This is a genomic window from Nocardia alba NBRC 108234, from assembly GCF_001612665.1.
In the GTDB taxonomy this organism is placed as follows: domain Bacteria; phylum Actinomycetota; class Actinomycetes; order Mycobacteriales; family Mycobacteriaceae; genus Nocardia; species Nocardia alba.
On the sequence record NZ_BDAX01000048.1, the window covers coordinates 12,068 to 38,782 of the forward strand.

At 67.7% G+C, this 26,715-nt stretch carries 30 protein-coding genes; 14 read left to right on the top strand and 16 right to left on the bottom strand.

Annotated features, from left to right (window positions below; all coding sequences use genetic code 11):
* Positions 1 to 6 precede the first annotated feature (6 nt).
* From NA12_RS32065 to NA12_RS32085, 5 genes are all read left to right on the top strand, one after another.
* Positions 7 to 384, top strand: coding sequence for a hypothetical protein (locus NA12_RS32065; RefSeq protein WP_132370487.1), 378 nt, complete (start codon positions 7 to 9; stop codon positions 382 to 384).
* A 67-nt stretch (positions 385 to 451) separates the two neighbouring features.
* Entirely contained in the window at positions 452 to 973 is a 522-nt protein-coding gene (locus NA12_RS32070; protein ID WP_067460298.1) for a hypothetical protein, read from the top strand.
* Between the two features lie 214 nt (positions 974 to 1,187).
* The gene (locus NA12_RS32075; protein ID WP_067460301.1) at positions 1,188 to 1,370 is read left to right on the top strand and encodes a DUF6011 domain-containing protein; all 183 of its coding nucleotides are present in this window, start codon (positions 1,188 to 1,190) and stop codon (positions 1,368 to 1,370) included.
* A gap of 52 nt (positions 1,371 to 1,422) precedes the next feature.
* On the top strand, positions 1,423 to 1,737 hold the full coding sequence (locus NA12_RS32080) for a hypothetical protein (protein WP_067460304.1): 315 nt from the start codon (positions 1,423 to 1,425) through the stop codon (positions 1,735 to 1,737).
* Positions 1,734 to 2,048: a hypothetical protein gene (locus tag NA12_RS32085; RefSeq protein ID WP_132370485.1), complete on the top strand. Its 315-nt coding sequence runs from the start codon at positions 1,734 to 1,736 to the stop codon at positions 2,046 to 2,048. Before NA12_RS32080 ends, NA12_RS32085 begins: the two co-directional genes overlap by 4 nt.
* A 63-nt stretch (positions 2,049 to 2,111) precedes the next feature.
* On the opposite strand, the gene NA12_RS32090 is transcribed toward NA12_RS32085, so the two are convergent.
* Genes NA12_RS32090 through NA12_RS32140 form a run of 11 tightly spaced genes read right to left on the bottom strand, consistent with a single transcriptional unit; the run spans position 2,112 to position 12,193 of the window.
* A complete protein-coding gene (locus tag NA12_RS32090; RefSeq protein ID WP_067460309.1) occupies positions 2,112 to 2,426 on the bottom strand; it encodes a hypothetical protein in 315 nt (104 codons plus the stop codon).
* Positions 2,423 to 4,645 carry an RRQRL motif-containing zinc-binding protein gene (locus NA12_RS32095; protein WP_067460312.1) on the bottom strand — a complete coding sequence of 741 codons (2,223 nt, stop codon included), beginning with the start codon at positions 4,643 to 4,645 and terminating at the stop codon, positions 2,423 to 2,425. The genes NA12_RS32090 and NA12_RS32095 overlap by 4 nt, the downstream gene beginning before the upstream one ends.
* A 20-nt stretch (positions 4,646 to 4,665) precedes the next feature.
* Positions 4,666 to 7,602 carry a toprim domain-containing protein gene (locus NA12_RS32100; RefSeq protein WP_067460315.1) on the bottom strand — a complete coding sequence of 979 codons (2,937 nt, stop codon included), beginning with the start codon at positions 7,600 to 7,602 and terminating at the stop codon, positions 4,666 to 4,668.
* Entirely contained in the window at positions 7,599 to 8,402 is an 804-nt protein-coding gene (locus NA12_RS32105; RefSeq protein ID WP_067460318.1) for a DUF4913 domain-containing protein, read from the bottom strand. The genes NA12_RS32100 and NA12_RS32105 overlap by 4 nt, the downstream gene beginning before the upstream one ends.
* Positions 8,399 to 10,315: a type IV secretory system conjugative DNA transfer family protein gene (locus tag NA12_RS32110; RefSeq protein WP_067460321.1), complete on the bottom strand. Its 1,917-nt coding sequence runs from the start codon at positions 10,313 to 10,315 to the stop codon at positions 8,399 to 8,401. The genes NA12_RS32105 and NA12_RS32110 overlap by 4 nt, the downstream gene beginning before the upstream one ends.
* On the bottom strand, positions 10,315 to 10,563 hold the full coding sequence (locus tag NA12_RS32115) for a hypothetical protein (RefSeq protein WP_067460324.1): 249 nt from the start codon (positions 10,561 to 10,563) through the stop codon (positions 10,315 to 10,317). Before NA12_RS32115 ends, NA12_RS32110 begins: the two co-directional genes overlap by 1 nt.
* Positions 10,563 to 10,892 (bottom strand): WhiB family transcriptional regulator, encoded by a 330-nt coding sequence (locus tag NA12_RS32120; RefSeq protein ID WP_067460327.1) that lies wholly within the window; start codon positions 10,890 to 10,892, stop codon positions 10,563 to 10,565. Before NA12_RS32120 ends, NA12_RS32115 begins: the two co-directional genes overlap by 1 nt.
* Complete coding sequence (locus NA12_RS32125; protein ID WP_067460330.1) at positions 10,889 to 11,110, bottom strand: hypothetical protein; 222 nt, start codon at positions 11,108 to 11,110, stop codon at positions 10,889 to 10,891. Before NA12_RS32125 ends, NA12_RS32120 begins: the two co-directional genes overlap by 4 nt.
* Positions 11,107 to 11,652: a hypothetical protein gene (locus NA12_RS32130; protein ID WP_132370483.1), complete on the bottom strand. Its 546-nt coding sequence runs from the start codon at positions 11,650 to 11,652 to the stop codon at positions 11,107 to 11,109. Before NA12_RS32130 ends, NA12_RS32125 begins: the two co-directional genes overlap by 4 nt.
* 5 nt (positions 11,653 to 11,657) lie before the next feature.
* A complete protein-coding gene (locus NA12_RS32135) occupies positions 11,658 to 11,963 on the bottom strand; it encodes a hypothetical protein (protein WP_067460336.1) in 306 nt (101 codons plus the stop codon).
* Complete coding sequence (locus NA12_RS32140) at positions 11,963 to 12,193, bottom strand: helix-turn-helix domain-containing protein (protein ID WP_067460339.1); 231 nt, start codon at positions 12,191 to 12,193, stop codon at positions 11,963 to 11,965. Before NA12_RS32140 ends, NA12_RS32135 begins: the two co-directional genes overlap by 1 nt.
* 136 nt (positions 12,194 to 12,329) lie before the next feature.
* On the opposite strand from NA12_RS32140, the gene NA12_RS32145 reads away from it, so the two are divergent.
* The 4 genes from NA12_RS32145 to NA12_RS32160 all read left to right on the top strand — a co-directional run bounded on the left by NA12_RS32145 (position 12,330) and on the right by NA12_RS32160 (position 16,661).
* Positions 12,330 to 13,175, top strand: coding sequence for a winged helix-turn-helix domain-containing protein (locus tag NA12_RS32145; RefSeq protein WP_067460381.1), 846 nt, complete (start codon positions 12,330 to 12,332; stop codon positions 13,173 to 13,175).
* Positions 13,176 to 13,187: 12 nt separating this feature from the next.
* A complete protein-coding gene (locus NA12_RS32150) occupies positions 13,188 to 14,159 on the top strand; it encodes a glycosyltransferase (RefSeq protein ID WP_084473350.1) in 972 nt (323 codons plus the stop codon).
* A gap of 829 nt (positions 14,160 to 14,988) precedes the next feature.
* On the top strand, positions 14,989 to 15,816 hold the full coding sequence (locus tag NA12_RS34010; RefSeq protein WP_132370481.1) for a hypothetical protein: 828 nt from the start codon (positions 14,989 to 14,991) through the stop codon (positions 15,814 to 15,816).
* Between the two features lie 116 nt (positions 15,817 to 15,932).
* Positions 15,933 to 16,661 (top strand): hypothetical protein, encoded by a 729-nt coding sequence (locus NA12_RS32160; RefSeq protein WP_067460348.1) that lies wholly within the window; start codon positions 15,933 to 15,935, stop codon positions 16,659 to 16,661.
* A 75-nt stretch (positions 16,662 to 16,736) separates the two neighbouring features.
* On the opposite strand, the gene NA12_RS34015 is transcribed toward NA12_RS32160, so the two are convergent.
* Together NA12_RS34015 and NA12_RS32170 are read right to left on the bottom strand one after the other, a co-directional pair.
* Positions 16,737 to 17,171, bottom strand: coding sequence for a hypothetical protein (locus NA12_RS34015; protein ID WP_132370479.1), 435 nt, complete (start codon positions 17,169 to 17,171; stop codon positions 16,737 to 16,739).
* Positions 17,168 to 17,968, bottom strand: a complete 801-nt coding sequence (locus NA12_RS32170) for a ParA family protein (protein ID WP_067460354.1) — start codon at positions 17,966 to 17,968, stop codon at positions 17,168 to 17,170. The genes NA12_RS34015 and NA12_RS32170 overlap by 4 nt, the downstream gene beginning before the upstream one ends.
* Positions 17,969 to 18,114: 146 nt before the next feature.
* Between NA12_RS32170 and NA12_RS34020 the strand changes: the two genes are divergently transcribed.
* The 4 genes from NA12_RS34020 to NA12_RS32190 all read left to right on the top strand — a co-directional run bounded on the left by NA12_RS34020 (position 18,115) and on the right by NA12_RS32190 (position 23,917).
* Positions 18,115 to 18,366, top strand: a complete 252-nt coding sequence (locus NA12_RS34020; RefSeq protein WP_132370477.1) for a hypothetical protein — start codon at positions 18,115 to 18,117, stop codon at positions 18,364 to 18,366.
* Positions 18,363 to 20,141 carry a hypothetical protein gene (locus NA12_RS32175; protein WP_067460357.1) on the top strand — a complete coding sequence of 593 codons (1,779 nt, stop codon included), beginning with the start codon at positions 18,363 to 18,365 and terminating at the stop codon, positions 20,139 to 20,141. Before NA12_RS34020 ends, NA12_RS32175 begins: the two co-directional genes overlap by 4 nt.
* A 556-nt stretch (positions 20,142 to 20,697) precedes the next feature.
* The gene (gene mobC / locus NA12_RS32185; RefSeq protein WP_067460363.1) at positions 20,698 to 21,219 is read left to right on the top strand and encodes a plasmid mobilization relaxosome protein MobC; all 522 of its coding nucleotides are present in this window, start codon (positions 20,698 to 20,700) and stop codon (positions 21,217 to 21,219) included.
* Positions 21,220 to 21,241: 22 nt separating this feature from the next.
* Complete coding sequence (locus NA12_RS32190) at positions 21,242 to 23,917, top strand: relaxase/mobilization nuclease domain-containing protein (protein WP_132370475.1); 2,676 nt, start codon at positions 21,242 to 21,244, stop codon at positions 23,915 to 23,917.
* Positions 23,918 to 24,061: 144 nt separating this feature from the next.
* Here the strand turns inward: NA12_RS32190 and NA12_RS32195 are convergent, their stop codons facing one another.
* Complete coding sequence (locus NA12_RS32195) at positions 24,062 to 24,622, bottom strand: hypothetical protein (RefSeq protein ID WP_132370473.1); 561 nt, start codon at positions 24,620 to 24,622, stop codon at positions 24,062 to 24,064.
* Positions 24,623 to 25,110: 488 nt separating this feature from the next.
* Between NA12_RS32195 and NA12_RS32200 the strand changes: the two genes are divergently transcribed.
* Complete coding sequence (locus NA12_RS32200) at positions 25,111 to 25,917, top strand: hypothetical protein (RefSeq protein WP_067460372.1); 807 nt, start codon at positions 25,111 to 25,113, stop codon at positions 25,915 to 25,917.
* Between the two features lie 12 nt (positions 25,918 to 25,929).
* Here NA12_RS32200 and NA12_RS32205 read toward each other — a convergent pair whose 3' ends face one another.
* Both NA12_RS32205 and NA12_RS32210 read right to left on the bottom strand, forming a co-directional pair.
* Positions 25,930 to 26,163, bottom strand: coding sequence for a hypothetical protein (locus NA12_RS32205; protein ID WP_067460375.1), 234 nt, complete (start codon positions 26,161 to 26,163; stop codon positions 25,930 to 25,932).
* Positions 26,164 to 26,254: 91 nt separating this feature from the next.
* Positions 26,255 to 26,584 carry a helix-turn-helix transcriptional regulator gene (locus tag NA12_RS32210; protein ID WP_067460378.1) on the bottom strand — a complete coding sequence of 110 codons (330 nt, stop codon included), beginning with the start codon at positions 26,582 to 26,584 and terminating at the stop codon, positions 26,255 to 26,257.
* Positions 26,585 to 26,715 lie beyond the last annotated feature (131 nt).

A 26,715-nucleotide genomic window follows, 5' to 3' on the forward strand; every position in this document is an offset into this window, starting at 1 on the left:
ATGCCCGTGACCAGTGAGCCGTCGCCGAGGATCAACCTGCCTAGTGGTCGGTACTACGTGCAGACCGATTCCTACGCCACGTTCGCCGCCGAGCTGAGAGCTGCTGTTGAGACCGGGTGCGCGCCGACTGACTTCACCGTGCTGCTCGAGGGTTACACCTGGGCAGACTCCGAACCGACCAAGCCCCGCGAGCGCAGGTTGACCGTGAGCGGACTGACCGGCGACGAACTCACTGCGCTGGCCGCGGGTTCCGACAGCGAGCTGCACCAGGTGATCACCCGCGCCGTCTTAGCCCGCAACGCTCCGTCGGCGTTTTCCTACACGGGCACCAGCGCATTCGGGTTCGAGACAAAGAGTCCGGCCGCCGGGTCCGCGCTGACCTGAATCGGTCAGCGCGGGGCGGCAAGGGTGCCGCCGCCGTCTGTCGGGCCTCGTGGATACGGTTGGCGCCATGAGTGATTCGGAAGTTCTCAACGCCGAGTACAGGGCGTTCATCAAGGCTCTTCACCCCGCCACCGTTGACACGTTCGTCGCGGTCGAGGCGTTCTGGAAGCAGAAGCTGTTCCCGTCGGTCGTCGCGGTGTCTGCCCGCGACGCCGCCGGGATCGACCGGGGTCCCGATCCGCTGGAACTGCCTGAAGCCGAACTCGACGCTGAGTGGAGGCGAGAGATCCGGTCCAGGTTGCTGAGCCTGGTCCATGGCCACCCCGACCCGGATGTGCGAGAGGCAGCCGATTTCTTGAGTAGCCGTCTCTTCGGGGCGATCTTCTACATGGACCCCGAGCGCGCGGCGCGGGAAGGCGGCGAAGAGTCCCGCATCGCGGTGAGGCGGGTGCACGAGGGGATCACCAACTTGGCTCGCGCCATCCATCACGCACCCTTCCGCGTCGAGCGTCCGACCCCGACCTACGAGGGCATCCCTATCGGGAATAGCGAACCGATGCCTTCCAGGGTCGTCGCTAGCCAGAACTGACCAGCGGAAAGCGCCCAGAACTGTCGAATGCGATGGCCGAGACACTGTCATGGCCATCGCATTCGGCTTTCGGCACGCGGTGTCGTGCCAGGCGCCTCAATTTCGTGCGCGAAACCGGACACGTCGCAGGTCAGGATCGCGACGGCTTCTCTTCGTGTCGGTGTCCTGTGCGATCGTGGGTCCGCCGATTGCTCACCGGCTGGAGGAGAACCGCATGACCGAGCCTGAAGATCGCGCCGAAGTCCGACTTGTCGCGCATTGCAGGAGGTGCCACGGATGGCTGCTGTCGACGAAGTCGGTGGCCGAGGGCATCGGGCCGACCTGCGCGGCCCGTGAACGTGCCGACCAGCGGGCGGCGGCCGCGGCCGAGTTGACGCTGTTCGACATCGCGGCCTGAACGGTCTGCAACGATCACAGCCGTAGTGACCACACGAACTGGAGGAGGGCTCATGCCCATGCTGCGTCTGCTCGGCTGCGGTTCGGAAGACAGCGGGTTCCCTGCGTTGTACGACACCGATGGCGATCACCTGATCGTGCAGGGCATCGCCAGCATCGACGGTTCGGCCGTCTACGTCCCGCGCGCCCTGCTGAGCTGGGCCGAATCGGGGATGCAGCTGAACGCCGAGGACACCGAGACGCACGGCACGGTGCTCATCGCAGGGGATCCGGTCGACGAGCAGACCCTCGGCAAGCTGCTGCTCGATGTGGGTGAGGGCGCCGTAGTGGTCGCCAAACGCCCAGGCACCGGAACAGTTTCTGCGTGATCGTGTCTGCGGCGCCTACGCTCGTCACGCCTGGTCGGGCAGAGGAGGGGTCCATCATGCTGCGGTATCTGTGCGGGAACATCACCTGTGTCTATGCCTGGCACTACACCCCGACGTGTCCGAACCGTCGGCCGGCGCCCAAACCGATCACGCCCGGCGAGCTGCGGGCCTTCCGCGTGTATCTGCAGGTCCGTGAAGACGAGCGCGCCCGCTCCCGCAGCATCCGTGCACCGCTGCACCGGCAGTTGCTCACCCTGGCGGTCATGGTCGGTATCGGCGCGGTCCTGCTGTTCCTGATGTTTTCGGTGTAGTCCCACCCCGAGATACGGGTGAGCCCCAGAGCCGAAGCTCTGGGGCTCACCTGTATCTCGAGTTCAGGAGTTGAGGGCTTCTAGTCGGGTGACCGCGTCGGCGAAGAACCGGGTGTTGCCCGAGTTGGTTACCCGCTCTCTCCACTCTCCGATCCGCACGTAGCCGCAGGTGGCGAGGGCGCCGTCGAGGGCTTCGAGGGTTACCGCCTCGCCCTGTGCGGTCGAGACCGACTCCCACCATGACCCCACACCGCGGCCGTCGAGTGCCCCGTCGGTGGTGAAGAACAGTTCGGTGGTGAACAGGTCTGCGATGGCAACGTTGCCGTCGTCGTCGAGGCGTGCGATCACATACAGGTCGACGGTTTCGTGCTCGGTCACCGCTCGATCCCTTCACGGAAGTTGCGGCGCCCGCCCACTCGCGCGGGGTCAGCGGCCGCGCGAGCAGCAGCGGATCGTTCGGGGCGGGTTATGCACGACCGGTCGCGGGCCGACGGTGCGTGGCTGGCGGTCGCGTCTATTGCGGCCTGGCGGGCCAGCTTGTTGTCGCGGGTGGTCAGGACCCCGCCCATCTTCGTTTTCCATCCCGCCTCACGCTTGGCGGCAGACTGGCCCATCTGCCATGCGGACTGGATGCCGGAGTCCACCACCTGCTGCACTCCGGTTCGGACGTCGGCGCCCGCCCGCGCGGAGCGCAGTTCGTTGCCGAGCTGCCCGGTTTGGGATTTGAATCGTTTGACCTGCTCGTCGACGCCGTTCGGTGCGCCCACGGCGACGGTGTAGAACGTCTCGGCCAAGGCATTGGTGGTGTGGGGCAGGTGGTTGTCCTTGCCTCCGGTCAGGTCCGCGCCCGCCAGCAGCGCGGTGATCATCTCCTTCTTCCCGTCGGCGAGCTCACGGGCGGTGGTGGTTGTGCGCTGCTGATCGACCTGAGCCTTGGACCGCTCGTCGACCCACAGCAGTTCGGGCAGGTCCTGGGTGCGGGTGATCCGCCCGGACTCGATGTCGTCGACAGTGAGCCGGATCTGCGCGCGCTCCAGTGGTGCGAGACCTTCGCTGTTGACCGCGCTGTCGAGGTAGTCGCGCCGAGATGCGGCGTAGGACACCGCCATCGCCATGTCCGCGCCGACGTTGCGTGACGTGACAGCATCGACGGCAGCCTCACGGAAGGCTGCGTGGTCTTCGACGTAGGCGGCGAGCTGGGCGGAGAGAACCTCGCGATCGGCGTACTCCGACCACACCCGCAACGATTCCTCGGTGGCGGTGCCCGCGTGCAACGCACGACCGAGACCACGCATTGTCTCCTGGTCGGCCTGGACCATCACCGCGATCTGCTCGGCGACGTCGGTGCCCTCGACCTTGCCAGTCGCGAACCCTTCCAGCAGCTTCGCGGCGCGGCCGCGCATCTCCTCACCGGGATCGACATAGACCGGGGTCGCCAGCAGGTCGACTCCAGCCACATCGCCGCGCAGGTAGTCGACGGTGAACTCCACCTGCTCGCGCTGGGTGGGGGTCAGTCTCACCGCGGCGAGGTCGGCGGCGAGCTGGGCTCGACGGGTACCGGCGTCGGTCAGGTGCTCACCGGGATCTTCACCCGGCAGGGTCTCGCCCCGCCACGTCGAGACCGCAGCCACAACAGCAGCTTTCGCGGTCGCGTCGAGCGGGAGCGTGGCGACGAAGTCCATCGTGGCAGACTCCCGTGCCCACAAACTCGCGGCCTCGGCGAGTGCTTGGTTGGCGGCCGGGTCGAAACCGGGGTCGATACTGACGGTCCGGTCCTGCATGTCGATGACCACACCCCACGAGGACTCGAACGAGTCCAGGATCTTGGTGAGCGTCGCGGCCGCAACATCGGATTCTTCGTGCCAGGTCAACGCGGTGGTGAGGGCCTCGACCGTGGCGAACTGGTTGCGCCACCACTGGGAGTCACCGCCCAGCTCCTGCTCGGCGGCGGCGAGCTCGGCGGCCCGCTCCGCATCGAGGCCGGCCGCCTGCTCGCCGTCGGCGGTGCCGAGCAGCTCATCGCGTTCGGCGATCACTGCCTGTCGATGATCGGCCGCGGCGAGGGCCTGCGCCGCGAACAGGTACGCCAGCTGCTGGCCCGGCCCGGTCGGGACACCCAGTTGCTCCGGCACCGATAGCAAGTCGCCGTTGACGGTGGCGTGCACCGTCTGCGCCAGATGGGCAGGGATGACGCCACCGGCGGCGAGCTGGTCGACCTCGGCGAGGATCGTGGAGATTTCTGCGGCGGCTTCGGTGTTATCGGACATGGTGTTTCCCTTCTCAGTGGTCCACGCCGAGCCGGGATCTCCGGTGGCGTCGAGGTCGGTGACAGAGAGCCCGCGCCGTTCGGCAGCGCGGATCTGGTGTGCCCGCACGGCTTTCGCGACGGCGAGCAGTTGGGCAGGTGAGGCGGTACGCTTCGGCGCCGCTTTCGTGACGTCGTAGAGGTAGGCAGTCACCTCGCGGCCGCGCCGCATCCGCCGCATCACGGCGACGGGCTCCTGGCCGTTGGGGCGAAGACCCGCCGCACGAAGCTGGCGGCGGGTCTTGAAGTGCGAGGGAGCAGCCATCCACGGATAGACGTCGAGCTCGGTCATTGCAGATCCCCCCGAGGTCTTCAGCGGCCCATCGACGGGCCTTGGCCCTTACCCCGGTGATGAGTGCGCTGCACACCCGCACCACGACGGGTGGTGCGCTTCTTGCCCCCCGCGCTGGTCTGGGTCGCCGCGGCCGCCGGGTGGGCGGCACCCGCGTCGGCGGCCATCCGCTGCGCGACCTTGGCCGGACTCAGGCCCGCCGATTTCAGGTCGCGCGCCATCTGGGCACGTCGATCCTCGGAGTCGTAGCCAGCAGCGGCCTGCGGCTGGGGCGAGTTCGCCTCGACGACCGCATCGCGGCGCTCGGCCCAGACCTCAGCGATCCGTCGGGCCTGCTTGCCGACGACAGAAGCGTCTCCGGCGCTCTGGTCGAGGTGATGGTGCAGCCGGTTGCGCACTCCCTCGGGCACGCGCAGGGTCTGCAGCTTGGCGTCGAGCTGCTCGAGGCGGCCGGACTGCTCGACGTCGGGCAGGTTGGCCCGCCCTGTCGCGAGCTGGGTGTGGGCGTCGATCACCCGCTTCAGTTCCACCCCGGACCTGCGGGTGGCGCCGATCGGCGTCGTTCCCGATTCGAGGATCTGCTCGGCCTGGCGCTCGGTGGTGCGCGCGGTCTGCTGCGCGATCCGCTCGGCCCGTTCCCGGTCGACCGAGGCGGCGGTGCGCTCGTCGAGCCACATCAGTTCCGGCGTCACCGACTTGCCCGCCTCGATGTCGGCGAGCATCAGCCGCAACTGATCACGCTCCAGCTCGTGCAGGCCCTTGCCTTTGTCGATCGCCTTCTCGATCGTCTTGCGGTGCACCGCAGCACGTTTGGCCAGCGCGACCGCGTCCGGATCGGCCGGGTTGCCCTCGGCGGCGGCTTTGCCCGCAGCCAGATCGGCTTTGGGCGCCACGGTGGCGTAGACCCGGACCGCGCTGGTCAGTTCGTCACGGTCGACATGCTCAGGCCACAGCTTCGCGAACTTCCCGGTCGGGTCCGACCGGATCGCGGTGCCACGCTCGCGGGCGAGCTGCTGATCTTCGGGGTCCATCACCGCGACGGTCTCGGCGAGACGTTCGCGCAGCGAGGCGGTCGGCCCACCGACCCGCTGCGCATCCTGGTAGCGCACCAGCAGCTCGTCGACCCGCGCCTTGGCCTCTTCACCGTGGGAGACCAGCGCCTCGGGCAGTCGACGCAGCTCACGGGTGGCCACCGCGGACTCGTATTCACCCAGCTGCCCGAGCGGGACCACCTGACCGGGCTGGCCGAGATACACCGCCACCAGGCGCATCTTGGTGGTGGTCTCCTCGCCGACGCCGGTGGCCTTGAGCTTCTTGCTGAGCAGGTCGAGCTGCTTGGGGGTGGGATTGTCGACCCACTTGGCGATCTCGCCGTAGAGCTCGTCTCTCACCTCATCGGTGAGATCGGCCTGGGCGGCGATCATCTGCACCATCCGGTTCTGCGCGATACGCAGCCGGGCCTGATCGGCGCGCTCCATCTCGGCCTGGCGCAACGCCACCAGCAGTTCCGGCGCCTGCTCGGTCTGTGCCGACGGGGTGACCGTTCCCGTGCTGGCATCGATGTGGAGCCCGTAACGCTTCTCGACGTGGACGGCGAGCTCGTCGAGCGACTGCTTGGCCAAAGCCGAGTCACCCGCCCAGATCGCGGCATCGCGTACCGCCTCGGCGATCTCGGTCCGCGAGGCGTTGGTCAGGCCCTTCTCACGCAGCTTGCGCAGCCGGGCCTCGGCCGCCGCCCGCGCCGCGGCCTGCTCGGCATCGGCTTTGCGCCGGTCTTCCTCGGCGAGCTGGGCTTTCCACTCGTCGTAGCGGATCTTCTGTTCGATCGCTTCGCTGACCGCCTCGAACAGCTTCTGCATCATCGCCTGCATGAACATCCGCCACTGCATGCTCATGCTGTCGAGGTCGTCGGACTGCTGCGCCGGGGCATCGCCAGAGGGCATGAGCAGGTATTCAGACATAGGGGTTCCTCCCGGAATGACGTTGTCGCCCGCCGCCGGCGGCGTGGGCTCGGAGATAGGGGTGAAGGGGTCCAGGCCCGCAACGGGCACCAGATCGGCGATTTCGTGACCGCACTGCAAGTGGTCGTGCAGGTCTTTGCCGGTGGCCGCACCGACGACCCGCACACGCGGGACCAACCCGACCAGCGAGGACATGACTTTCTCGGCCCGGCGATAGCCCGCGGCGTCCTGGTCGACGACGACGATCACCGTCGGCGCACCTTCGAGCCACTGGGCGTGCTCGGCGGTCCAGTTCAAGGCGCCGCCCGCATTCGTCGTCGCGACCAGGCCAGCGGATTCGGCTGCGTGGACGTCTTTTTCGCCCTCGCACACATAGAGCACCCGGTCGCCGTCGGCGATGGCGTCGAGGACCTGCGGCAGCCGGTAGGGGATCTTCTCGAAGCCGGTCGGATCCCAAGCACCGGTGCCCGGGTTCCAGGAGTGCTGCACGAACTGCTTGCCGGTGCCGTGCTCGAACCGGGCTTCGCGCCGCCGAACAGCACCCGCGACGCTGCCGTCGGCGCGCACGTACTCATAGCCAGCGGTCGAACGCCACCCCGACCGCTGTACGCCCAGGTCGGGCTTGTGGGACTGGAGCGGCAGCCCGGCCGCCTCGATCGCCCGCTCGGCCCGCGACGGTGCTCGGGTGGGCTGCGGTGCCCGCGAGCCATGACCCCGACCCGGGCCCCGGGGAGTGTCGTAGAGGTCGCGGACCTGCAGCCCGAGGACGTCGAGGATCTGCTCGTCGGGGCAACCGGCGTAGCACTCGATCTTCGTGCGCCCGGCATCGGCGAGGTACTTCGCGCCCAAGCTCGGCCGGTGACGGCGCCCGTCGGCCTCGTGCACCGGGCAGCAGTACTGGGTCCACGACCCAGCCGTGCGGCCCGGACCCATCACCGACTCCAGCTTGGTGGTGACGGTGACCCAGCTGCGCGGTCCCGTGGTCTGCTCGGTCACGGGAACTCCCACGACGTAGGCACTTTCGCGGCCTTGCTGGGTGTCGCCTCACGCACGAACAGGCCCGAGGGGCGCTCGTAGTAGCCCGACGGGAAGGTCGCCGCGGGCGCGTCGTCGCCGGTGGGCAGCGGCTGGAGCTTCTCGACATGCCCACCGGCGACCGTGCAGTACTTGAACGGGCCCTCCGGATCGAGGATGCGCGACATGTGCGGGTCCAGGTGCAACAGCCAGAACTCCGACGGCTCGGCGCCCTTGCCCTGACGCAGGTGCTCGAACGCCCGCCACAGCACCTCCATGCGCGCCATGACCTCGGCGTGCTCCCACCACTGCGGGCACCAGCGCAGACGCTGCTCGCTACCCCGCACGATGACCTCACGGGCATAGACCTCCACGACATAGCCCTCGACGAACTTGCGCGCGTTCTCGAACCGCAGCTGCGGAGCGGGCTCCTCCTCCGCCTCTTCGTCGGCGGGTGCCTGTTCAGCGGCCGGTTCCGGCTCCGGTTCGGGCTCCGGCGCCGGGATCGGGTCGATCGCGGCAGTGGCCTCGAGGATCGCGGTCTCCCGCATCCCCGCGAGGACCTCATCGGTGAGCAGCTCGCCCAGCACACCCTCGGCGACGGTCTTGGCCGTTGCCGAGAGCTGGTTGCTCACCGCCTTGCGGATCGCGGCCTCGATGGCCTCGGACAGGTCCATCTGCGGGACGATCTTGGCGGCGGCCGCCGCGGCTTCGGTGCCGAGCAGCTCGCCATCGGCGGGGTGGTCGGCGGGGATCTCGGTGATGTTCTCGGTCGTGGTCATGCGGTTTTGCCTTCCTCGGTGGTGGGCACGATGCGCAGACGCGCCCGTGCGGACTTGGGATCGGAAACCTGTGCGGCGGTGGCGCTTTCGGCGGCCTTGATCGCCTTGGAGACCTGGGCGGCGTAGGGGCGGGCCATCCACGGCACCGTTTCGATCAGCACGGCGCGGCGACCAGCGCTGAACACGACCGCACGCCCGCGCGGGATCGCGGCCAGGTCGGACTCGGTGAGGGTGCGCTCGGTGATCCGCGAGGTCGAGGTCGACTGGTCACCCTGCGGGCTGCGCGAGACAGCGTTGACCAGCTCGTAGTGGTCACCGACCAGCGACGAGCGGTCGCGCAGGAAGTTCGCGTCGTCCAGGCCGGACCCGAGAACCTTCACGTTCGCGGCCGACCACAGCGCCTTCATGCCGTCCTCGCCCCAGCAGCGCACGCCCTGGGCCCACGACTGCAAGACCGTCATCACGACCATCCCGCGCGAGCCGAAGTGGCTGTACTGCTTGGGAAGATCGCGCCAGCGAACAATGTTCGCGGCCTCGTCGAGCACCATCAGCAGCGGAACCGGCAGCCGCCCGCCCGGGTTGCGGGTGCCCTCACGCTCACCAGCGCCCGCGATCGCCGCGCACAGCGCGGTCACCAGCGGGCCCGCCGAGCCTTTGACCTCACGCGAGAGCGGGAACAAGGTGTCGCGGGAGGTGACGAACGCATCGACGTCGAAGGCCTCGCGCGGTGCCTCGTCCTGCTCGGGCGGGGTCACCCACGGCCGGACCCGGCTGTACTTGAGGCAGCTGGCCATCTTCTTCGCGGTCGAGAACACCCCGGAGCGCTGCTTTTCCGGGGCCTGGTACTGATCCGACAGCGCACCGGCGAGCAGCTCGTAACCGGCGGCATCGAGGATCTCGACCGGCTCGGTGTTGTCGAACTTGGTCACCCACGCGAACGCCTGGGTGATCGGGCGCTTCGCGATCGCGCACGCCAGGAACAGCCCGGCGAGCAGGTCCTCCCCTTCGGGCTCGAAAAACGAGTCCTTGGAGGTGCTTTCACCGCCGTCGGCGAAGTGCCCGGCGAGTTCGGCGGCGCGTTCCTGGGCGCCGATACCGTCGTCGGTTCCCCGCACCCACTCGATGGGGTCCCAGTACCAGCTCACCGGCTCGGCCGCGACGCCCTGGGGGTCGAACACCCACGACCGGCCACCGCGCTGCTTGCGCAGTTCCCGGGTCGCGTCGACGACATCGCGCTTGTTCGACGTCGCGACCACCGGGCCGATCGCGTCGAGCACGGCCGGGATCACGCGGGAAGTCGATTTGCCTTGACGCGGGCCCCAGATATCGACGTGGAGGTCTTCGTAGGAGGCATACAGCTCGGTGCCGTTGACGACCGCACGCCCGATCAGCACGCCGGGCTCGTCGCCCTCGGCGAGCGCGACCTGCAAGCTGGCGGCCTTGGCCGTCATCGCCTGTCGGCTCATGTCGGTCAGCTCGCCGTCGCGGGCCATGAACTTCGCGCGCTCGTCGATCGACTCCTTCTTCCGACGAGCCCGACGCGGGGTCTTACCGCGGGCAGCTTTGCCCTGCACCTTGCGGTTGCGGCGCTCGTCGAGCAGCTCGCGGCACTTCTCGCACGCCGCGTCCCACGCCCACACGCTGCCCGCGACGGTCGCGGCGGTGCCCGCGAGCAGAGTCGCTGCGCCGCCGGTCGCCGCCCAGGTCCAGTGCAGCTGCTGGGTGGCCAGTCCGACCAGGATGTTGACGGGATTGACCGGGACGTCCTGGATCGGGCCGCCGTAGAGGGCGGTGCCGATCCGCATCGACATCGCACCGGACTCGATCAGTCCGAAGCCGGTACCGACCGCGATGACCGGCTTCCAGTCCTCGAAATTGCCTTGGCTTCCAGGGGCTTTCACACTGCGGTCCATCACAGGACGCCTTCCATGAGATCGGCCGACAGCACGACGCGAGTCGCGCCGTCGTGGCCATGAATGAGTTCGATGTCGGCCAGGCGCTGGGCCTCGACCGTTGTGCGGACCGCGCCGCGCCAGCGCATCGAGACCGCACCGTCGGGCCAGATCACGCCGTCCGCGACCACGCCGATCCCGGAGAACCCGGTGACATCGACGTCGCGGACCAGCTGGAACACCCGCACTCGGGCGGTCTCGGTCGCCATTACGCAGCCACCTCGCCCGTGGCCGGCGCGTCAGCGGCGATGGCCTTCAGCTGCGCGACCGCGACCGCGCGCTCCTTCGCACCGCGGGCGAGGTCGGCGACGTTCGGCACGTACACCGAGGCGATCACGCACCCGGAGATGGCCCTGCTCTCCACCAACTGCGCCGCGTAGGCCGCGCACTGACCCAGCACCGGGCAGGCCTGGCACAACCGGATCGCCGGGCGACGCTCGGAGAACTTGCGCGTCTCCGGGAAGAACGCCTCCTCATAGACGCCGCTGCACGCCTGGCCGACAAGAAAGATCGGCTCGATAGAGATTCGGGCGCTCACCGGTGCTCACCCCCGACCGGGGCCGAGGTCACCGGAACCGGCGTGTACTCCACCGAGGTGTAGTCCGAGCCCGGGAACGCGATCACCACGGCGACCAGCACCAGCAGCGCGAACGCGATCATCAGGCCGAACGCGGCGAAGATCGTGGCCACGGTGTTGCCGCCCGCGCCGGGCCCGACAGGGAGGTAGTAGTCGACGTAGCGGGTCCGGGGGCTCATGACCGCGCCTCCTGCTCGGCGGTGCGGATGTCGCTGGCGAAGTACTCGCAGAAGTGGGCCCAGTCGCCATCGGGCCACATCCGCAGCGCCTTGCGGACCACGGCATCGGCGGACGTGGCCTCGACCGCTGCGTGATGCTCGGGCTCGGCGGTGACGTACTCGACGCAGGCGCGCACGTAGCCGCGGGCAACCGTGACCTGTGCTCCGGTCACGTCAGCGGGCATGTCAACGGCCGCAGGCGATTCCGCGACGCTGGTCCCCCGCACCCAGGCGACCAGCTTGCGGTCGGTCACCTGGGCGTAGAGCTTGGGATCGGCCAGACGGTCGGCATCGATGCGCTGCACCCGCGCCGAGGTGATCCGCGCACCCTCACGCACGACCACCCGGTAGGAGACCTGCGCGTGCTGGCGGCCCTTCAAATCCGTTGTCGGATCGGCGATATCGGTGACCAGCAGCACGCGGGCACCGTCGCGGTAGATGTCGGTCCACAGCTGCCCGACGGCGAACTGCACGCCCTTGCTGGTGGTGTAGGTGTCACTCATCGCGGTCACACCCCCACCGACATGGCGAGGTAGCCGAGAGCCTCGGCGCTGGTCAATCCCAACGTGGCAGACCAGCGCTCGACCTCCGGCTTGTCCGGAGCGATCGCGATCTGCAGGGCGGCCATGGCCTGCTCGCGGGTGAGGTGGCGGCCCGGCAGGTAGTCGACGACCCAGCGGCCGGTGACCGTCACGTCGGCGTGGTGCGCGGTGACCTCGCTGACCATGTGCCCGTCGGCGACGTACACGACGGGGATGGTGGGAGCTGCTGCGCGACGCCAAATATCGCGGCGCCGAGTGGTCGGGATGTTCATCAGTGGTCCCTGCTCACGGTCGCGACGGGCTGAACGAGACTCAGAAGCTCGCTACGTCGTACGCGGTAGTGACGGCCGTTGAGGAGCCATCCGCGCAGGTCACCCGCTTTGATCCAGTTCTTGATGGTCTTCGCGTCCACATGGACGAGGGCGGCTGCCGTACTCGCGGGGATCAGGTCTTCGGGGACCAGATCCTCGGGGCTCGAAGCGGTGGAGAGATCGACAGTCATAAGGGCCTCCTGCTGCGGTAATTCCGGAACTTTCCGTGATGCCTATGCAGGTCCATGGTGCACCAACCTGCATATGCAGGTCAAGAGTTGGATAGGTCGCTTATGCAGGTTTTAGGCAGGTTCTATGCTGATAGGCATGAGCGCGATCGACCCTGACGACCCCCGCCCGCCTAGGCGGCAGCTCGCTGACCTGCTACGCGCCGCGATCATCACCGGAAAGGTGAAGCCAGGAGAGAAGCTGCCGAGCGGGCCCGAACTTGCTCAGCGGTACGGCGTGTCGAAAGTGACTGCGCAACAGGCAGTTGCCGAACTCCGCACTGAGGGACTGGTCTTCAGTCGCGCCGGCTCCGGAGTGTTCGTGAAGGAGCGCACGAGCAAGCCGGTTGGGCTACGCCCTCACCTCGAGCGGGCCTTCGTAGAGCCGAAGGTGACAGTGGACTTCGCCGGATTCGCCGCCGAGACCCTGCATGGCGCCATCTCCGAGCCGCTGGACAAGATCCGCGATGGACGATTCCGGCCCCAGTCCATCGACGTCCGAATCCTCGTCCCGGACCCGGGAACGCCATGGTCGCTCCCCTCCCGGGCCTCGGACCTCGCAGACAGTCCTGCGTTCCGTCGCCGGATGCAACGGATCATGGAGCGCCACGCCTTCGGCATTCACGACGAAGTGCTGGAACTCAAGCGCATCGGGCTGATCGAGTCCGCGTCTGTGCAGATCCGCGTCTACCCGGCCGCACCCCTGTTCAAGCTCTACGTCATCAATCAGATCGACGCCTTCTTCGGCTTCTACCCCATCGAGGAACACCAGCTGCCGCTCGATGGCGAGGACACCGTGATGCTCGACCTAGTCGGCAAGAACGCCAACTTGTTCCACCTCGAGACCGACCAAGCTGATCGGGAGTCGTTCCAATCCCAGTTCATCGAGGAATGCCAGCGCTGGTTCGAAAGCGTCTGGAAAATCGGCCGCGATCTCGAACCATAGAAACGGGACAGCATGTCGACGCCTACCACCGCCCTCGGTGTAGTGATCGTGACCTACAACAATGCGCCCGACCTGCCTCAGTGTCTGGATGCACTCCAGTCCCATGCGGGCGAGGCATGGGTGGTTGTACGTGACTGCGGCTCATCGGATCTGACGATCGAGATCGCCGAGCGGCACCCGGTCGTGAACCAAGTCCTCGCCGGGACGAACGTGGGTTTTGGAGCGGCCTGCAACGAAGCAGTGGACAGCCTCGGGCCCGACGTAGAGATGGTCCTGCTCCTGAATCCGGACACATCGATCGATTGCGACCTGGCCGATCTACTCGAATACGTCGCGCGGTTCGGCGAATTCGGATGTGTCGGCATTCAGCAGCAGTCTTTCGACGGCGACCTTGTTTGGTCCTGGGACAAGTTCCCCACGGTGCCGCTGGAGTGGCAAAAGGCACGAAAGAAGCCACTGCTACAGCGCTCCCCTGCGGGCTACACCGACGATCGCCGCGTCGACTGGAACATGGGTGCGTTCCTGCTCATCCCCCGAGCGGCATTCGTGCTCGCCGGGGGATTCGATAAGGGGTTCTTCCTCTTCTACGAAGAGATCGACCTCCAGCAGCGCTTGGCACGTCTCGGCCGACAGACCCACTACGTCAACAAATTTCACTACCGCCACGACCGGAGCGACAAGGCCACCCTGTGGCGCGAAGTACTCCGCCTCAACTCCAGGCGGGCATACGACCGGAAGTGGCTCAGCCGGTTCGAGACCCTGCAATGCCAGGTTGCGCAGTCCTACCGCTGGATCCAAGACGTCATCCGTCCACAGCGAGACCGTGACCGGCGGCTGGTGATCCCGCGGCTGCTCGCAACGTGGGGACTCATCCGTGCTGTTGTGCCGCCCGAAGAGATCGAAGGCGGGGTCGACTCCTGGAGTTCCGTACGCCCGTTCTGGGCAGAGTCGGGAAAGCCTGCACCGCGAAATGTCGCTCAGTAGGCGGCGTGTCGGTTACCCTTCCGGCCCGAAAAGTACTAGTACTGGTACCTATGCCGCAGCCCCGCAGACTTCCGCCGACGAAACCGGTCGGCACAAACCTCAGCTACGAGGTCTGTGCCGCGCTTGAGGCCGCAGTCATCAACCGTGGCCTCAGCAAGCGTGCCCTCTTCGAAATCGCGCTGAGGCGCGAGCTCGGCCTGCCTGACTACCCTGCGGGCCCTCCTCCTGGACAGGAGGCGCTTCCGATCTCGGCCTAGCCGAGCGTTCCGCGGTTAGAACGCGCGGAACACCTACCCCATAAACGCAGAAGGCCCCCGGTTGCAGCCGGGGGCACTTCTAGGCCCTGAAGGACCACGCTTTGGATAGCGGTCTTAAGGGTAGCTCAGCTGGGCGTTCGCAACAAAGGATCGAGAGCCGTTCGATCGGTCACGATTCTGCGAACGATCGGCGCGGGCTACCTTCTCGCATTTCAGGAGGCTGTAGCGCCTCTCCCCGACGTCGGCGCCAGAGGCGCCGTGCGGGTGTTCTCCCTATCCAGATCCCGCCTCTGCGGCTGAAGCTGCCCGACGACGCGTACTCCGAAGTACCAGCGTGCTGGTGGTCCCCCGACCGGTGGATCGCCTACAACCTGGCGCTCTACGACCTCTACTACGCCGAGCTCCGCGCCGCTGGCAGGATCGAGTCCGTCAGCCGCAGAACTTTCCTGGCGTATCTGAAAGGCGAGGCCGGAGTCGCTGACTACAGCACCGGCCGCAACAGCCGAGCTACCGTCCGTCGGCTGCAGCTACTCACCCGTCGCAGCGAAAGCACCGTGCACCGGTGCAGGCGAATGACGGCCGTATTCGCCACCCGGACAGTCGTCTTCACCGGCCGCCAGCGCACCCGCGCCGAGCGGCTGGACTCCTGGGACCGTGAGGACCAGGGGCGCGGATGGGCAGCAGTCTCAGCCCTGCACGAATCCCGGCTCTTCCCTGTGGATAACGACCTCGTCGAAACACTCCTCGACCAGGGTTTTGGCACCCCACCAGAGCGTAGCGATGGTTCTTTTTTTATCTCACCATCGAATTCGGTTACTCCCCCACAGGACGTGATCGACAGACGCGCTTCGCGCGGCACGGACACCAACCGGCCGCGCCGGAAGGCTCGATCCTACGACTCTCGTGCCCTGCTAGTGGCCTCCAGATGCCGCACAGACCAGCGTTTTCCGCTCTGGGTACGGCAACTAGGCCCCCAGGGGCTCGCGGCCGTCCTGACCCGACGTGTGGTCGACGGCGGATGGACGGTCGACGACGTCCACGCCGCGCTCGACCAGGTCTACCTGTCCGGCAAGAAAATCTTCGACCGGCCGCGAGATCCGTACGCGTACCTGGCCTGGCTGCTCAAACCCATCCCCATCGACGAGCCGCCGATGCTGCTCGACCGGGCCCGCGAGGTCGCCTTCGAACTCGAACAGCTCGACCGGGACCGCGCTCACCGCGAGCAGCTACGCGCCGAGGCTATGGCGAAAGTACCGGCGGCACCGGACTCCCCCGCTCGCGCGGCCGCGAGGGCCATAGCGGCCGCGGCCGGCCAGCACGCGATCAGCACCGCAGCAGCCTCTCGCGCAGCCGCCGAGAACGCTTGCCGCGAGATCGCGCGCTTGGCCCGCGAACACTGATGGCTGCGGCCATACACGCCCATACACGCCCTTATCGCTAGTACGGGTATGTATGGGCATGTGTACATGTCAGTTTTTGCCTGACATTGACTGTCTGTCAGCTCTAGACTGACAGTATGGAAACGAACGAAGACGACCGCTACTCCTACAGCACCACAGCCCTCGCGCGACTGGTCTTCTCCGAGGAACTGCGCGATCTGGCTGACCACGCTGGCTCGCTCGTCCCAACTGTCAGCGACGCCAGTTGGCACCCGGGCGAGATCGTCGACGCCGCCCGCCGCCTGGTCGAGCAGGCACAGGATGTGCTCACGCGAGCGGTGATCTATGAACGTGAGCGCAGCTCCTCATGGGACCGGATCGGCGAGAATCTCGGCGACATCAGCCGACAGTCCGCACACGCTCGCTACAGCGACGACGTGACCGAATGGAAAGAGGCGCTGCATGAACCGTTCTACGAACAGGACGGGCCGCTGCGGAACCTGCGCCTGCCCCACGCCGCCTTCCGGCCGACCGAAACCGGTCGCCGACTCGACGCATGGGTACTCGAACGCGGCCTCGAGGGCGACGCCCATACCGTCACGGGCGGCCTGCCCGAACTGAGCATCACCGCGGAACTGACCCAGGTCCTCGACGCGCTCGCGCACCTCTACCGCAACCCCTTCGACCGGGTCGACGACACCAAACGCGCGCGGCTCCTCGACCGGAAGGCGGCGCTGCTCGATCGGATCGCGACCGAGCAGAACCGCCCCGAAGCGGCACAGCAGGCGGCCGAAGCTCGCGCGCTGGCAGCCGAGCTGCGTGCCGACAAAGACGGGCGGCACCTGCGGGCAGTGACCGACGAGTAGCCGCGACCAGAGGCAATGGCGCCCACCCGGTCCACATCTGCCCATACAGTGAGTGCGGGCGTGTATGGGCAGGCCTTACTCAGGTATGGGTGGCAAAGCTGCCAGTCGCGCCGTCAGCTCGGCAGCACGTTGCCGTGCCAGTTCCTGCGCAACTACGTCGACCTGACCGGCACCGGCCAACAGCAATGCAGACAGCGCCACGTGGCGCGGTGTGCCATCACCGAGCACCTGCACGATCCGATCAGCCGCCCGCTCGAGCGCTTCGGCTGCTTCGCGAGTGATGTAGAACGAGGCGCGTCGCATCCCGTCCGGATCTGGCCTGGTTCCCTTACCCGACCGGACACCGCCCTTACTCGCCTCCACCTGCGTATGGGCGGGTGCGGTCGGTGTATGGGCAGGTGTGGGCACTGGGTCGGCTGGGGGAGTGCGGAAGTCGATGCGGGACCGCAGCACGTCGTTCATCTCGGTGCCGCTGAGGTCCGGGCCCGGTAGCTCTCGACGCCCGCTCATGCGACCGCGTCCAACGTCGGGTCGAGACGGCGAGCCAGTGCCCGGAATCCGTCCGCGGTCTCACTAGTCGGCGCGTGCTCGACGACCGTGGTGTGCATGCGCCAGGACTCCCGGACCTCCTTGAGATCCTTGAACACCGCGAGCACACCCAGCGGGTGGCCCTCGAACGCGGCGAGCGTTGAGGTGGCGATGCGGCCTTTGCGGCCGTCGTAGAGATTGACGACAAGGCCGGCGATATCGAGATCGACCGTCAACGCCTCCTGCAAGGTGGTGACCTGGCGGAGGAACAGCCGCAGCGCCCGGATGCTCGAGTCCTCTGCCTGTACCGGAACGATGATGGTGCCCTCGACCTGATCCTGAGGAGGGCGTCGACGAGTCGCGACCAGGGCGCTGTCGTTGAGCGCGCCCAGCGACGGCGGGCAGTCGATGACCACGTCGTCGAAGATCCCGACCAAGGTGTCGAGGAATCGCGAGAGCATGTACTCCCTGCCGGTGCGGGCATACATCTGCGGTTCCAGCAGGAACATGTCATCGCTGGTCGGTATGACGAACAGCCCTTCACCAACCTGCTGAACCAGCTCGGCGAGCTCGCCGCTCCACTGGCCGAGCAGCGCCTTGGCCAGGCTGGCGTCCTGCGCGGCCACCTGTGCGCCGATCGCGTCGGTGAGATGCCCTTGTGGGTCCCAGTCGATCGTCAGCACGCGGCGCCCATAACTCGCGAGCGCGGCCGCCAGATTGATGGTGGTGGTCGTCTTACCGACACCGCCCTTTTGGTTGGCCATCGCATAGATCCGCATGGCCAGGACCGTACTGCCTCCACACGCCCATACCGAGGTGCAAACGCCGCCTACTCGTGTATGGGCGAGGTATGGGCGCGTAATACTTATCCACACTTCGCGTGCATGTTTCAAATGCATGCATAACATACATGTTATAATTGGGTATGCCTGAACCCTCCGAATCCGCGAAGATTGCCCTGCCTCCACGCCGAGGTAGGCGGCGCGGATCGAAGCGCCCGTTCTCGACGCAGTTGGAGTCCGCCACGTTGGCGCGACTGGACTGGATCGTCAATCAGGGATACGTGCTGACTGACACCGTGGACGCCGCGATCAACGCATATCTCGACGCTGCGGGCGTACCGCGGCCCGACGCCGAGGGCAACATGCCCGATTCCAGCCCGGAAGGAACCCGATGATGTTCCGACGCAAACCCACCGAAGAAGTCGACTTGCTGCTCACCGCGCAGCTGCCCGACCGGATCGAAGCCGCCCACGACCGTCTCGCCCACCAGCACGACCCGGCACTGCTAGCCGCACTGTCCGAGCGCGAGCTGCGCGATGAGCGTTCGGTCGCCGAAGCTGTGCGCGAGCACGACCGCCACGAACGCCTCGCCCAGGTCGCATCCACACAGTCGATCGCGGGCGATATGCGCCGTGCGCAGGAAGCACTGATCCGGGCCGAGGCCGATGACCTGGTCACCGCCCGTCGCGCGCTCGCCGAGCAGCGACGCCAAGGCAGCGCCCACGCGCAGGTGGCCGACCTGTTCCGCAAGAAGACCTGGTCCGAGCGGGCGCTGGCGGGAGTGGTTATCGGCGCGATGCTCTACAGCGCGGTCAACGTCCAGCACAACCTTGCCCCCGGCGGTCCGAGCGAACCGCTGTACTGGGCGAGCTACCTGCTCGAAGCGTTCATCTCCACCGTGCTGGTCGCGTTCATGGTCAACAGCGCGTCGGTGGCGCGGTGGCGAGTCACCGACAGCGAGGCCACGATCCGCTGGATCGAGGGCACGTTGCTGGCGATGAGTATCGGGCTCAACGTCTACCCCTACGTCGGCAAGGGCGACGTCTACAACACCGTGGTGCACGCGGTAGCGCCGGTGATGGTCGGCGTCGCGTTGTTCGCCCACACCGCCATCATGCGGCGGTACGGGCTCGCGATCGAGCGGGCAGTCGATGCCGCCGATGCAGCCGGTGACGACATCGCCGAGCGGATGTCCGCGCTCACGAGCACCGCGCACTTCGCCATCAGCACCCGCGCCGAGGCGTCCGCACTTGGCGCCCCCGAACCCCGCACCGAGGTCCCCGCGCCCCGCACTTCCGTCACCGACATCGCCGAAGTGCTGGACGAAGTGCGGGCCGCTGATGCGGATTCGACGGTCGACCGCACTTCCGTCGAGCCTGCACTCGCGTCCGCACTTGTGCCCGCACCGCACTCCGCTGGTGCGGGAAGTGCGGACCCCGCACCAGCCGAAAGTGCGGCCGCACTCGCCGCCGTCGAGGTCGCGGTCGACACCGTCGAGGCGCCGACCGCAAGCACCGATGACGGCGAAGTGCGCGTCACCGACGAGCACGATCACCAGGTCACCGAGCCCGCACCAGCCCCGAAGCTCCCTGTCCGCACCAGCGATGACACCGTGCCCAACGCGCAGTCCGAAGAGCCGTTCGCGGAGATGTTCGCCCGGCTGCGCGGTGACGAGCGAACCGCCGCGTCGATCGAGCAGAGCCCGACCGATGCTGACGCCGACGACCTCGCACCGGCGGTAAGTGCGGACCCGGTGCGGGCTGCCCGCACTTCGGCCCCACGCCCCACACCTGCCGCCCGCACCACAGCGAGCGCCCGCACTACGGCGACGGGAAGTGCGGACCGTGTGCCCGCACTTCCGACACCGGTAGCGACCGCGCTCGCGCTCGACCCGTCGACAAGTGCGGGCGACGCGGCCGAACTGTGGACCGCGCTCGCGGAGCAAGTGCGGGCGCACAACGTCGGCCGGCGCTTGCCGCTCGGCACTGTCGCGCAAGTGCTGGAGATGCTCGCTGCCGACGCCACGGTCAACGCGGTGCACTCGGCGACCAAGGTTCACCGCACCACCATCGAGCGCATCCGCGACACCGGGGCGCGAGTCCGGGCGGCCGCCGACACCACCGGTGGGGGTGGGCGGGTGATCGAGCTGCGCAAGCCGCAACAGCAGTAGATCCCCCCGATCAACGCGACAGGGCCCTGGCGGGTCGTATCCGCCAGGGCCCTGTCGCGTCCGAACACTACTCGGGAGCGGTGCTCACCTCGCTCCCGCAGTGGCGTTGAGCGCGAGCGTGGCATGGATCTGCGCTTGCGCCTGGACCGCCCGTAGCCTCTCCCACATCACACGGTCGGCTGACTCGCGGCCGCTGCCCGCGTACTGACCAGCCCAACCACTTTCAGGCACATCACCCGACACCTCCAACGCCACCTTCAACATCCTGTACGCCTCATTCGCGAGCTCATCAGCACGCGAAGCATGTGACCCATCCATGCCCGAAACGCTAGAACCCACACAACTCAACCACGCTGAAAACCATCTGTGTTGCAGCCCGACACACAACGCGACACACCACCTACAGAACCGCTACTATTGAAGCTATCCCGACGGAGCAAGTTAACAGATACGGGCCCGTATCTGTGCTCACCCTTTCGGGGTGAGGTCACCACCCAGACGGGGTGGGCGCTGCGCTGGGCTGTCGGCGGGGGCCGGACGAGGGAGGTGGTTGCGGGTGAGCACGGAGGTCGCGGCGGAGCCGACGGAGACGGGCGAGCGCCGCTCGCAAGAGATCACGCGTGAGCGTTCGCGTCGTCGGCGTTCCAACATCGACACAGCGGAAGGGCGCCGGATCGTGAAGGTTCGGTTGACCGATGCCGAGTACGCGAAGGTGGCCGAGGCGGCCGAGGAAGCGTCGATGACGGTGCCCCGGTATCTCGGTGAGTGCGCGGTCAATCCAGTCGCCCCCGCGAGGACCAAGTCGGGCAAGCCGCGGGCGTGGTTGACGTGGCCGAAGCGTCAAGCGCTCGCGGCGTTGGTGCTTTCGGCGACCGAGGCGTTGGACATGATCCGGTTGCAGCACCTGTCGAAGATCGGGTCGAACCTCAACCAGCTCACCCGCGTCGCGAACAGCAACGGGGTGATCTCCTCCGACGAGATCGGCGAGGTGCTCGACGACGTGCGGGAGCTGATCGACGAGCTGCGCGAGCGCGCGACGGAGTTGCAGCAGCTGGCGCGCGACACCACGCGCCGGTGAGGGCGGGCCGATGATTCCGAAGGTGAGCCGCGGGCAGAAGGTCGGCGGGCTGATGGTCTACCTGCTCGGCGAGGGCGACCACAACGAGCACAAGGACCGACACATCATCGCGGGCTCGCCCACGGTGATGCGCGAGGTATGGCTCGACCACTTCGACGGCGCGGAGGCCAAGCGGCCCTCGCGTGACACCGCGCTCGCGGTCGCCCACGAGATCGACATCCCACGCAAGCTCTACGGCACCCAGGCGAGGATGAAGGCCAAGGCCGCCACCGCCGCGCGCGGCAAGGGCGTCGATGTCATCGAGCGCCCGGACAAGGGCGAGGCGGGCGTGATGCGCGACGCCCCGGTCTGGCATTGCGTGCTGTCGCTGGAGCCGGGGGAGTCGCTGACCGACGAGCAGTGGTCGACGGTCGTGCACGACTTCATGACCGAGATGGGCTTCAACGCCTCACCGGATGCCAAGCGCGCGCAGGCGCGATGGGCGGCGGTACGGCACGGGTTGTCCGGTGAGCTCGGCGACGGCCAGGACCACGTCCACATCGCCGCCACCCTCATTCGCGACGACGGGTCGCGGGTGTCGACCTACGACTACGGGCTGGGCAAGGCCAAAGGAGATTGGCCGCGCTCGCAGGAAGTCTGCAACCTTCTCGAACACCGGCATGGGCTGAAGGTGCTCGCCTCCCGCGAGCAAGGTGGTGCGCTCTCCGGTGACAGTCGGGCGGAGTACGAGCGCACCCAGTCCGGGCGCACCCCGGAGTCGGAGCGGGATCGTCTGCGTCGATTGGTGCGCACGGCAGCAGTCGGCGCCGAGAGCGAGAGCGATTTCGTGACCGCGCTGCGTGAGTCCGGGGCTTCGGTGGCACCGCGTTGGGCGGCCGGCGGGCAGAACGAGGTGACCGGCTACAAGGTGCGGTTGCTGCGCGAGGGCGCTGAGGCCGGGCCGTGGCTCGGTGGCGGAACGCTCGCCAAGGACTTGACCCTGACCGCGCTGCGCGAGCAGCAGTGGGCCGACACCGAGCAGGGTCGCGCCGACGCGCGCGCGGTGTGGAAGAACAAGGCAGCCGCGCCGAACGGGCCGGGCCGGTCTCGGACACGGTCTCGTGGGCCGCAGAGTCAGGCCGAGCTGTGGCAGCAAGCTGCCGTCGAGTTCGGCGATTGGCAGCAGCACCTGGCCGAGATCCCGCGCGAGGATCGCGCGCGGTGGGCGTGGGTCGCGGGCCAAGCGGCGGGAGCGTTCTCGGCGTGGAGCGAGCAGCTCGAAGGCGAGACACCGGGCGCGCTGGCGGCCGCAGCGAAGGAGTTGACCCGGTCGGCGCAGGCGCAGGACAGGCGGCGTCGGTATCGGCCGACGGCGAAAGACCGTCCCATCGGGGACCTGACCAAGCTGCTGCTGTCGACGACACCGCTCGACGCGGGCACGCGCCTGCCCCGTCGCCCGGACCGCTATCAGGGCCGAGACGCCGCCGTCGCGACAGTCGCTGTGGCGCTTCTGGCCCTGTTGTTGATCCTGCTGCTCGCCGCGATCGCGGCGCTGCTTGAGGTCGCTCGCGCGCATCGGCACCGTGGTGAGCTCTCCCGCGCTCTGGCCGTCGAAGGCGTGACCGGACAGCATCTGCTTCCGGTGCGTGAGCGGTGGGAACAGTCGCTGGAGCAGCGGCGCTACCAGTGGGACCGCGACGCCGCCCAGGTGTTTTCCGCGATCGCGATCCGGGCGGCCGAGCGTCGCGGCGAACCACAGACCGAAGTCGAAGCGAAGACCCCGCCGCCCCCGAAGTCGAAGGGCTCCAAAGTCGCGGCCGCGCAGGGCCCGCTGACCCCGCCGCCAGCGAAGGCGCCGAAACGAACGGCCGAGCCGGAACAGCGGGGACCGTTCTACGTCGAACTGACTGCGGAGGAAAAGGCCCGAGTTCGCACGATCGCGGTCGCCACCGTCGCCATCGCGGACAGGGATCTGAAGCCCCGCGCTCTCAACGACGAGACCCTGGAGCGCGAGCTCGACCAGCTGCGCACCGAGGTCGAGCTGCTGACCCGCGACCTGGATGCGCGCCGCGACGAAGGCCCGCACACCCGCAAGGCCAAGGACGACATCGCTGTCGCGCGCAGCAAAGCCGCACTGATCGAGGCCGCACGCGAGGCCGACGAGCAGGCCGAGAAGCTGCGTCGGGAGAAGGAGAGACAGGACTGGTCGCTGCAGAAGCTGCAGCAGGATCTCGACGGCACCCCGCGCCGGAAGTTCCTGGCCCGCCAGCAGTTGGAGAAGGACATCGCAGCTTCTCGCAACACGATCGCGGAGCTGACCCCGCAAGCCGCGACCGCGAGTGCGGCGGCGGCCGCCGCCGCCGAGGCGACCGGGTCGCCGCGCGAGGAGTGGCACGGGATCGAAGCAACCGCCGATCCTCGACGCGAAGCGCAGCTCCTGGCCCAGGCCCAGCGGAACGACAAGCGGGAGTTCGACGCGGACACCGGCTACTTGCAGCGGTATCTGCGGACCAACCTCGACAAGCTCGAAACCGAGCACACGCGCCGGTCCGAACTCACCCCGCAGCAGCGCACCGCCGAGCAGGCCCGGCGCGCGCAAGAACGCAAGAACCCGACGAGGCCGCGCTCGACGAAGTCGCCGTCGACCGGGCCCGAGACGTACCGCGGGCATCTCCCACCCGATCTCGGTCCGGCACGCGGAGGCGGGCCTGAGCTGTAGTTCGGGTGCGGTCGCTGAGTCCCAGCGCGGCCGGCCTGGCACACGAGCTGCCGCGCCTGCTTCGCACGCTTGCCCCCACAGCCACCGGCCACGTCAGCGATCCGGGTCGGGTACTCGTCCGGAAGAACTGCGTGGACGTCGGTATCAGCGGATATGGCGTAGCCACCCGGTGAGCCCGATGATCGCGGAGTAGACCGGGGCGTTGGCGTTGGTGTCGGAGAGTTCGTCGTTGTCGAGCATCTCCTTCACCCGGTTGAGCACCTGCGCGATCGAGCGTGGGGAAGACAGCACTTTGTCCACGGCCGCGCGGTACTCCGCCGCGACCGAGGGCAGCTTCGGGGGCGGACTCGGCACCGTTTTCGAGTTGCTTCCGGCGTGGAATGCCTGCCACATCTCACCGAGTATCGGTGCCATCGCCCGGCGTTCGTTCTCGGTGGCGGCGATGCCCTGGGTGCGCCAGCGGTGCGCGATCACGCGCATCAGCAGTGCGGTGGATTCGGGGTCGTCGAGCATTCGTTCGATCTGGCGCTGCGGGGAGATCCGCTCGCTGCGCACGACTTCGCGTTCGACGACGACGGTATCGATGCGCGCACCGGCCTCGAACGCGCGTTTGCGGCAGTCATCCGAGCACCACATCCGAGGGCGGCCGCGGCCGCTGTAGGTGACGAGCGTGCCGCATTGCGTGCAGGGCCGGGGCGGGTGCATTCGCCCAGCCTATGACTTTATTCGGACGAAAACCCTGCTGGGACTTCACGAAGTGCAGGAGGTGTGTCCGCGATTCGGACACTTAATTCAGGACGAAAACCCTGGTCGACACTGATGGTGGAAGAGGTGTGCCCCCGGGATGCAAGAGGTGTGCTTGAGAACTGAGGGTGTGGAGGTGGGTGTTCAGTACAGGTGTAGTGGCGAAGTCGATATGTCGCTGGCGCGTGAGTGGCGAAGTCCAGGTGTAGAGGGCGAGTGGCAGTGAGTGGCGTGGGCTTTCACGGTGCTGGGAGGTGAGACGCGGGGGCAGCCACGCTGTCGCTCGCGCCGATCTCGCCACCTGTACTCGGCTGGTTCGCTCGCGGGCGCGGCCGCGCTGTCCGAGATGCCAGATGTCTGCATGCTGGGCGGTTTTCGTGTGCTCACGTAGATGATGCGAGAGGGTGCGGAGAACTCGTGATGTCGTTGGGGTGCTGCATCATTCGCCCATGACTGAAATAGACCGCGGTGGGGCGATCTGGTGCGAGGACGACTACCGGCGACTGTTCGAGGCGTTGGCCAGCGAGCTGCCCGACGACGAGGTCGCCGACTCCATCGGCCGCAGCTCGCGGGCGCTGGCGAAGCGGGCGCACATGCTGGTGTGTGAAGCGACCGGCGTGATGAAGGCCCTGGGGTTCCTCCGCCGGATCGCGACACAACCGGGGTTCGAGTGGGAGCCGTTCATCGTCGAGGCCCACCAACGGACCGGGATCCCGTACTGGTCGACCGCTGACGATCGCGCGTTGATCGAGGCATGGGCGGCCGAGGACTGCCCGCGGATGCCGTACTGGTGTGAGCGGTTCGGGGTGCGCGAGGATGCGGTCGCGCGGCGTTGCCTGGTCCTGGGGCTGACGAACAGCCGAGTTGAGGTGGTCGACCGGTTCGGCGCCAGCCCCGGCGGGGTGCTGCACCACCAGGCTGTCCTGGCCCGCGACAAGGCCGGTGCCGCAGTCTGGACGCTGGTGATCACCGCTGTCGGCGGGCAGGTCGTGCACCTGTCGCTGCACCCGAGCTGGGAGGCCTCGCTGCTGGCCGGCCGCGGACTCACCGCCGAAGATCTCGACGAGCCGCCAGCTCGGTGGACTATCGCGGTGCGGGTGACCGGCGAAGGGCCGGTGCGGTTCACGATCTCCGACGAGTGGGGCCGCTGGCCAGAAACCGACCCCACCGACCTCCCCTGGTCGCCACCCCTGGTGACCGCGGTCGAGGCTGGTGGTGAGAAGCGGGCACGGTGGTGGCAACGCAGCCGCACCTGAAGATGAGCTGCATCACTCCGGCAGTGCGGCGGCGGCCAGGATCGCCTTGGCCACGGCGACGCGATGTTCCTGAGTCCACTTGAACGGATCCTCGAGGCGTTCTCGAACGAACCCTTCGTGCGGGTGAAGGTCGTTCGGCAGGGCCGCACTCGCGAGTGCAGCGCGCAGCTGCTTCGTGCTGGTCTCGCTCAGCCAGCGCAGCGCCGCATCGACAGCTGCCTCACCCGCAGGATCCGGATTGACCACGCGCCGAGCGTATCCGCTCTCGACGCGACCAAGAGCACTGAGCACGTCTCGATGCGGGCGGGAGGTCGAAGTAGCCGATCGGCCGGGAGGATCAGGTTCCTCGCGTGTAGTCCTGGTGCCACTGCTCGAGAACCGACAGCGGCCAGTAGAGGCGGTACAGGATGCGATGCGGGGCCGGGAAGGGCGCCTTCTTCGGCCCGCCGCGCGCCATCCATCCCGTGACGGTGCGCGAGGGGATTCCGGTGATGGCCTCAACCCCGGCGATGTCGACCCACACATCCCCGTCTGCCAGCTCCGGCAGACCGAGCAGACGCCCGGCGGGGGGCTGATCGCCCTCGGCGCGGGCCTGGCGGATCTGCGCGGAGCGATCCGCCAGGTCGAGGTCTTCGACCGGGCGTGTTCGGGTCGGGTCGACCGGCATTCGGACTTCGCTTTCTGTCAGGGCTTCTCGGCGTTGCCGACGAGTCTACGACAAATTTGCAGTTCCAAAACTGTAGCAGTCTGCCGCGTCGCGCTGTACAGTTTTATTACTGCACAGTTTTGGAACTGCAA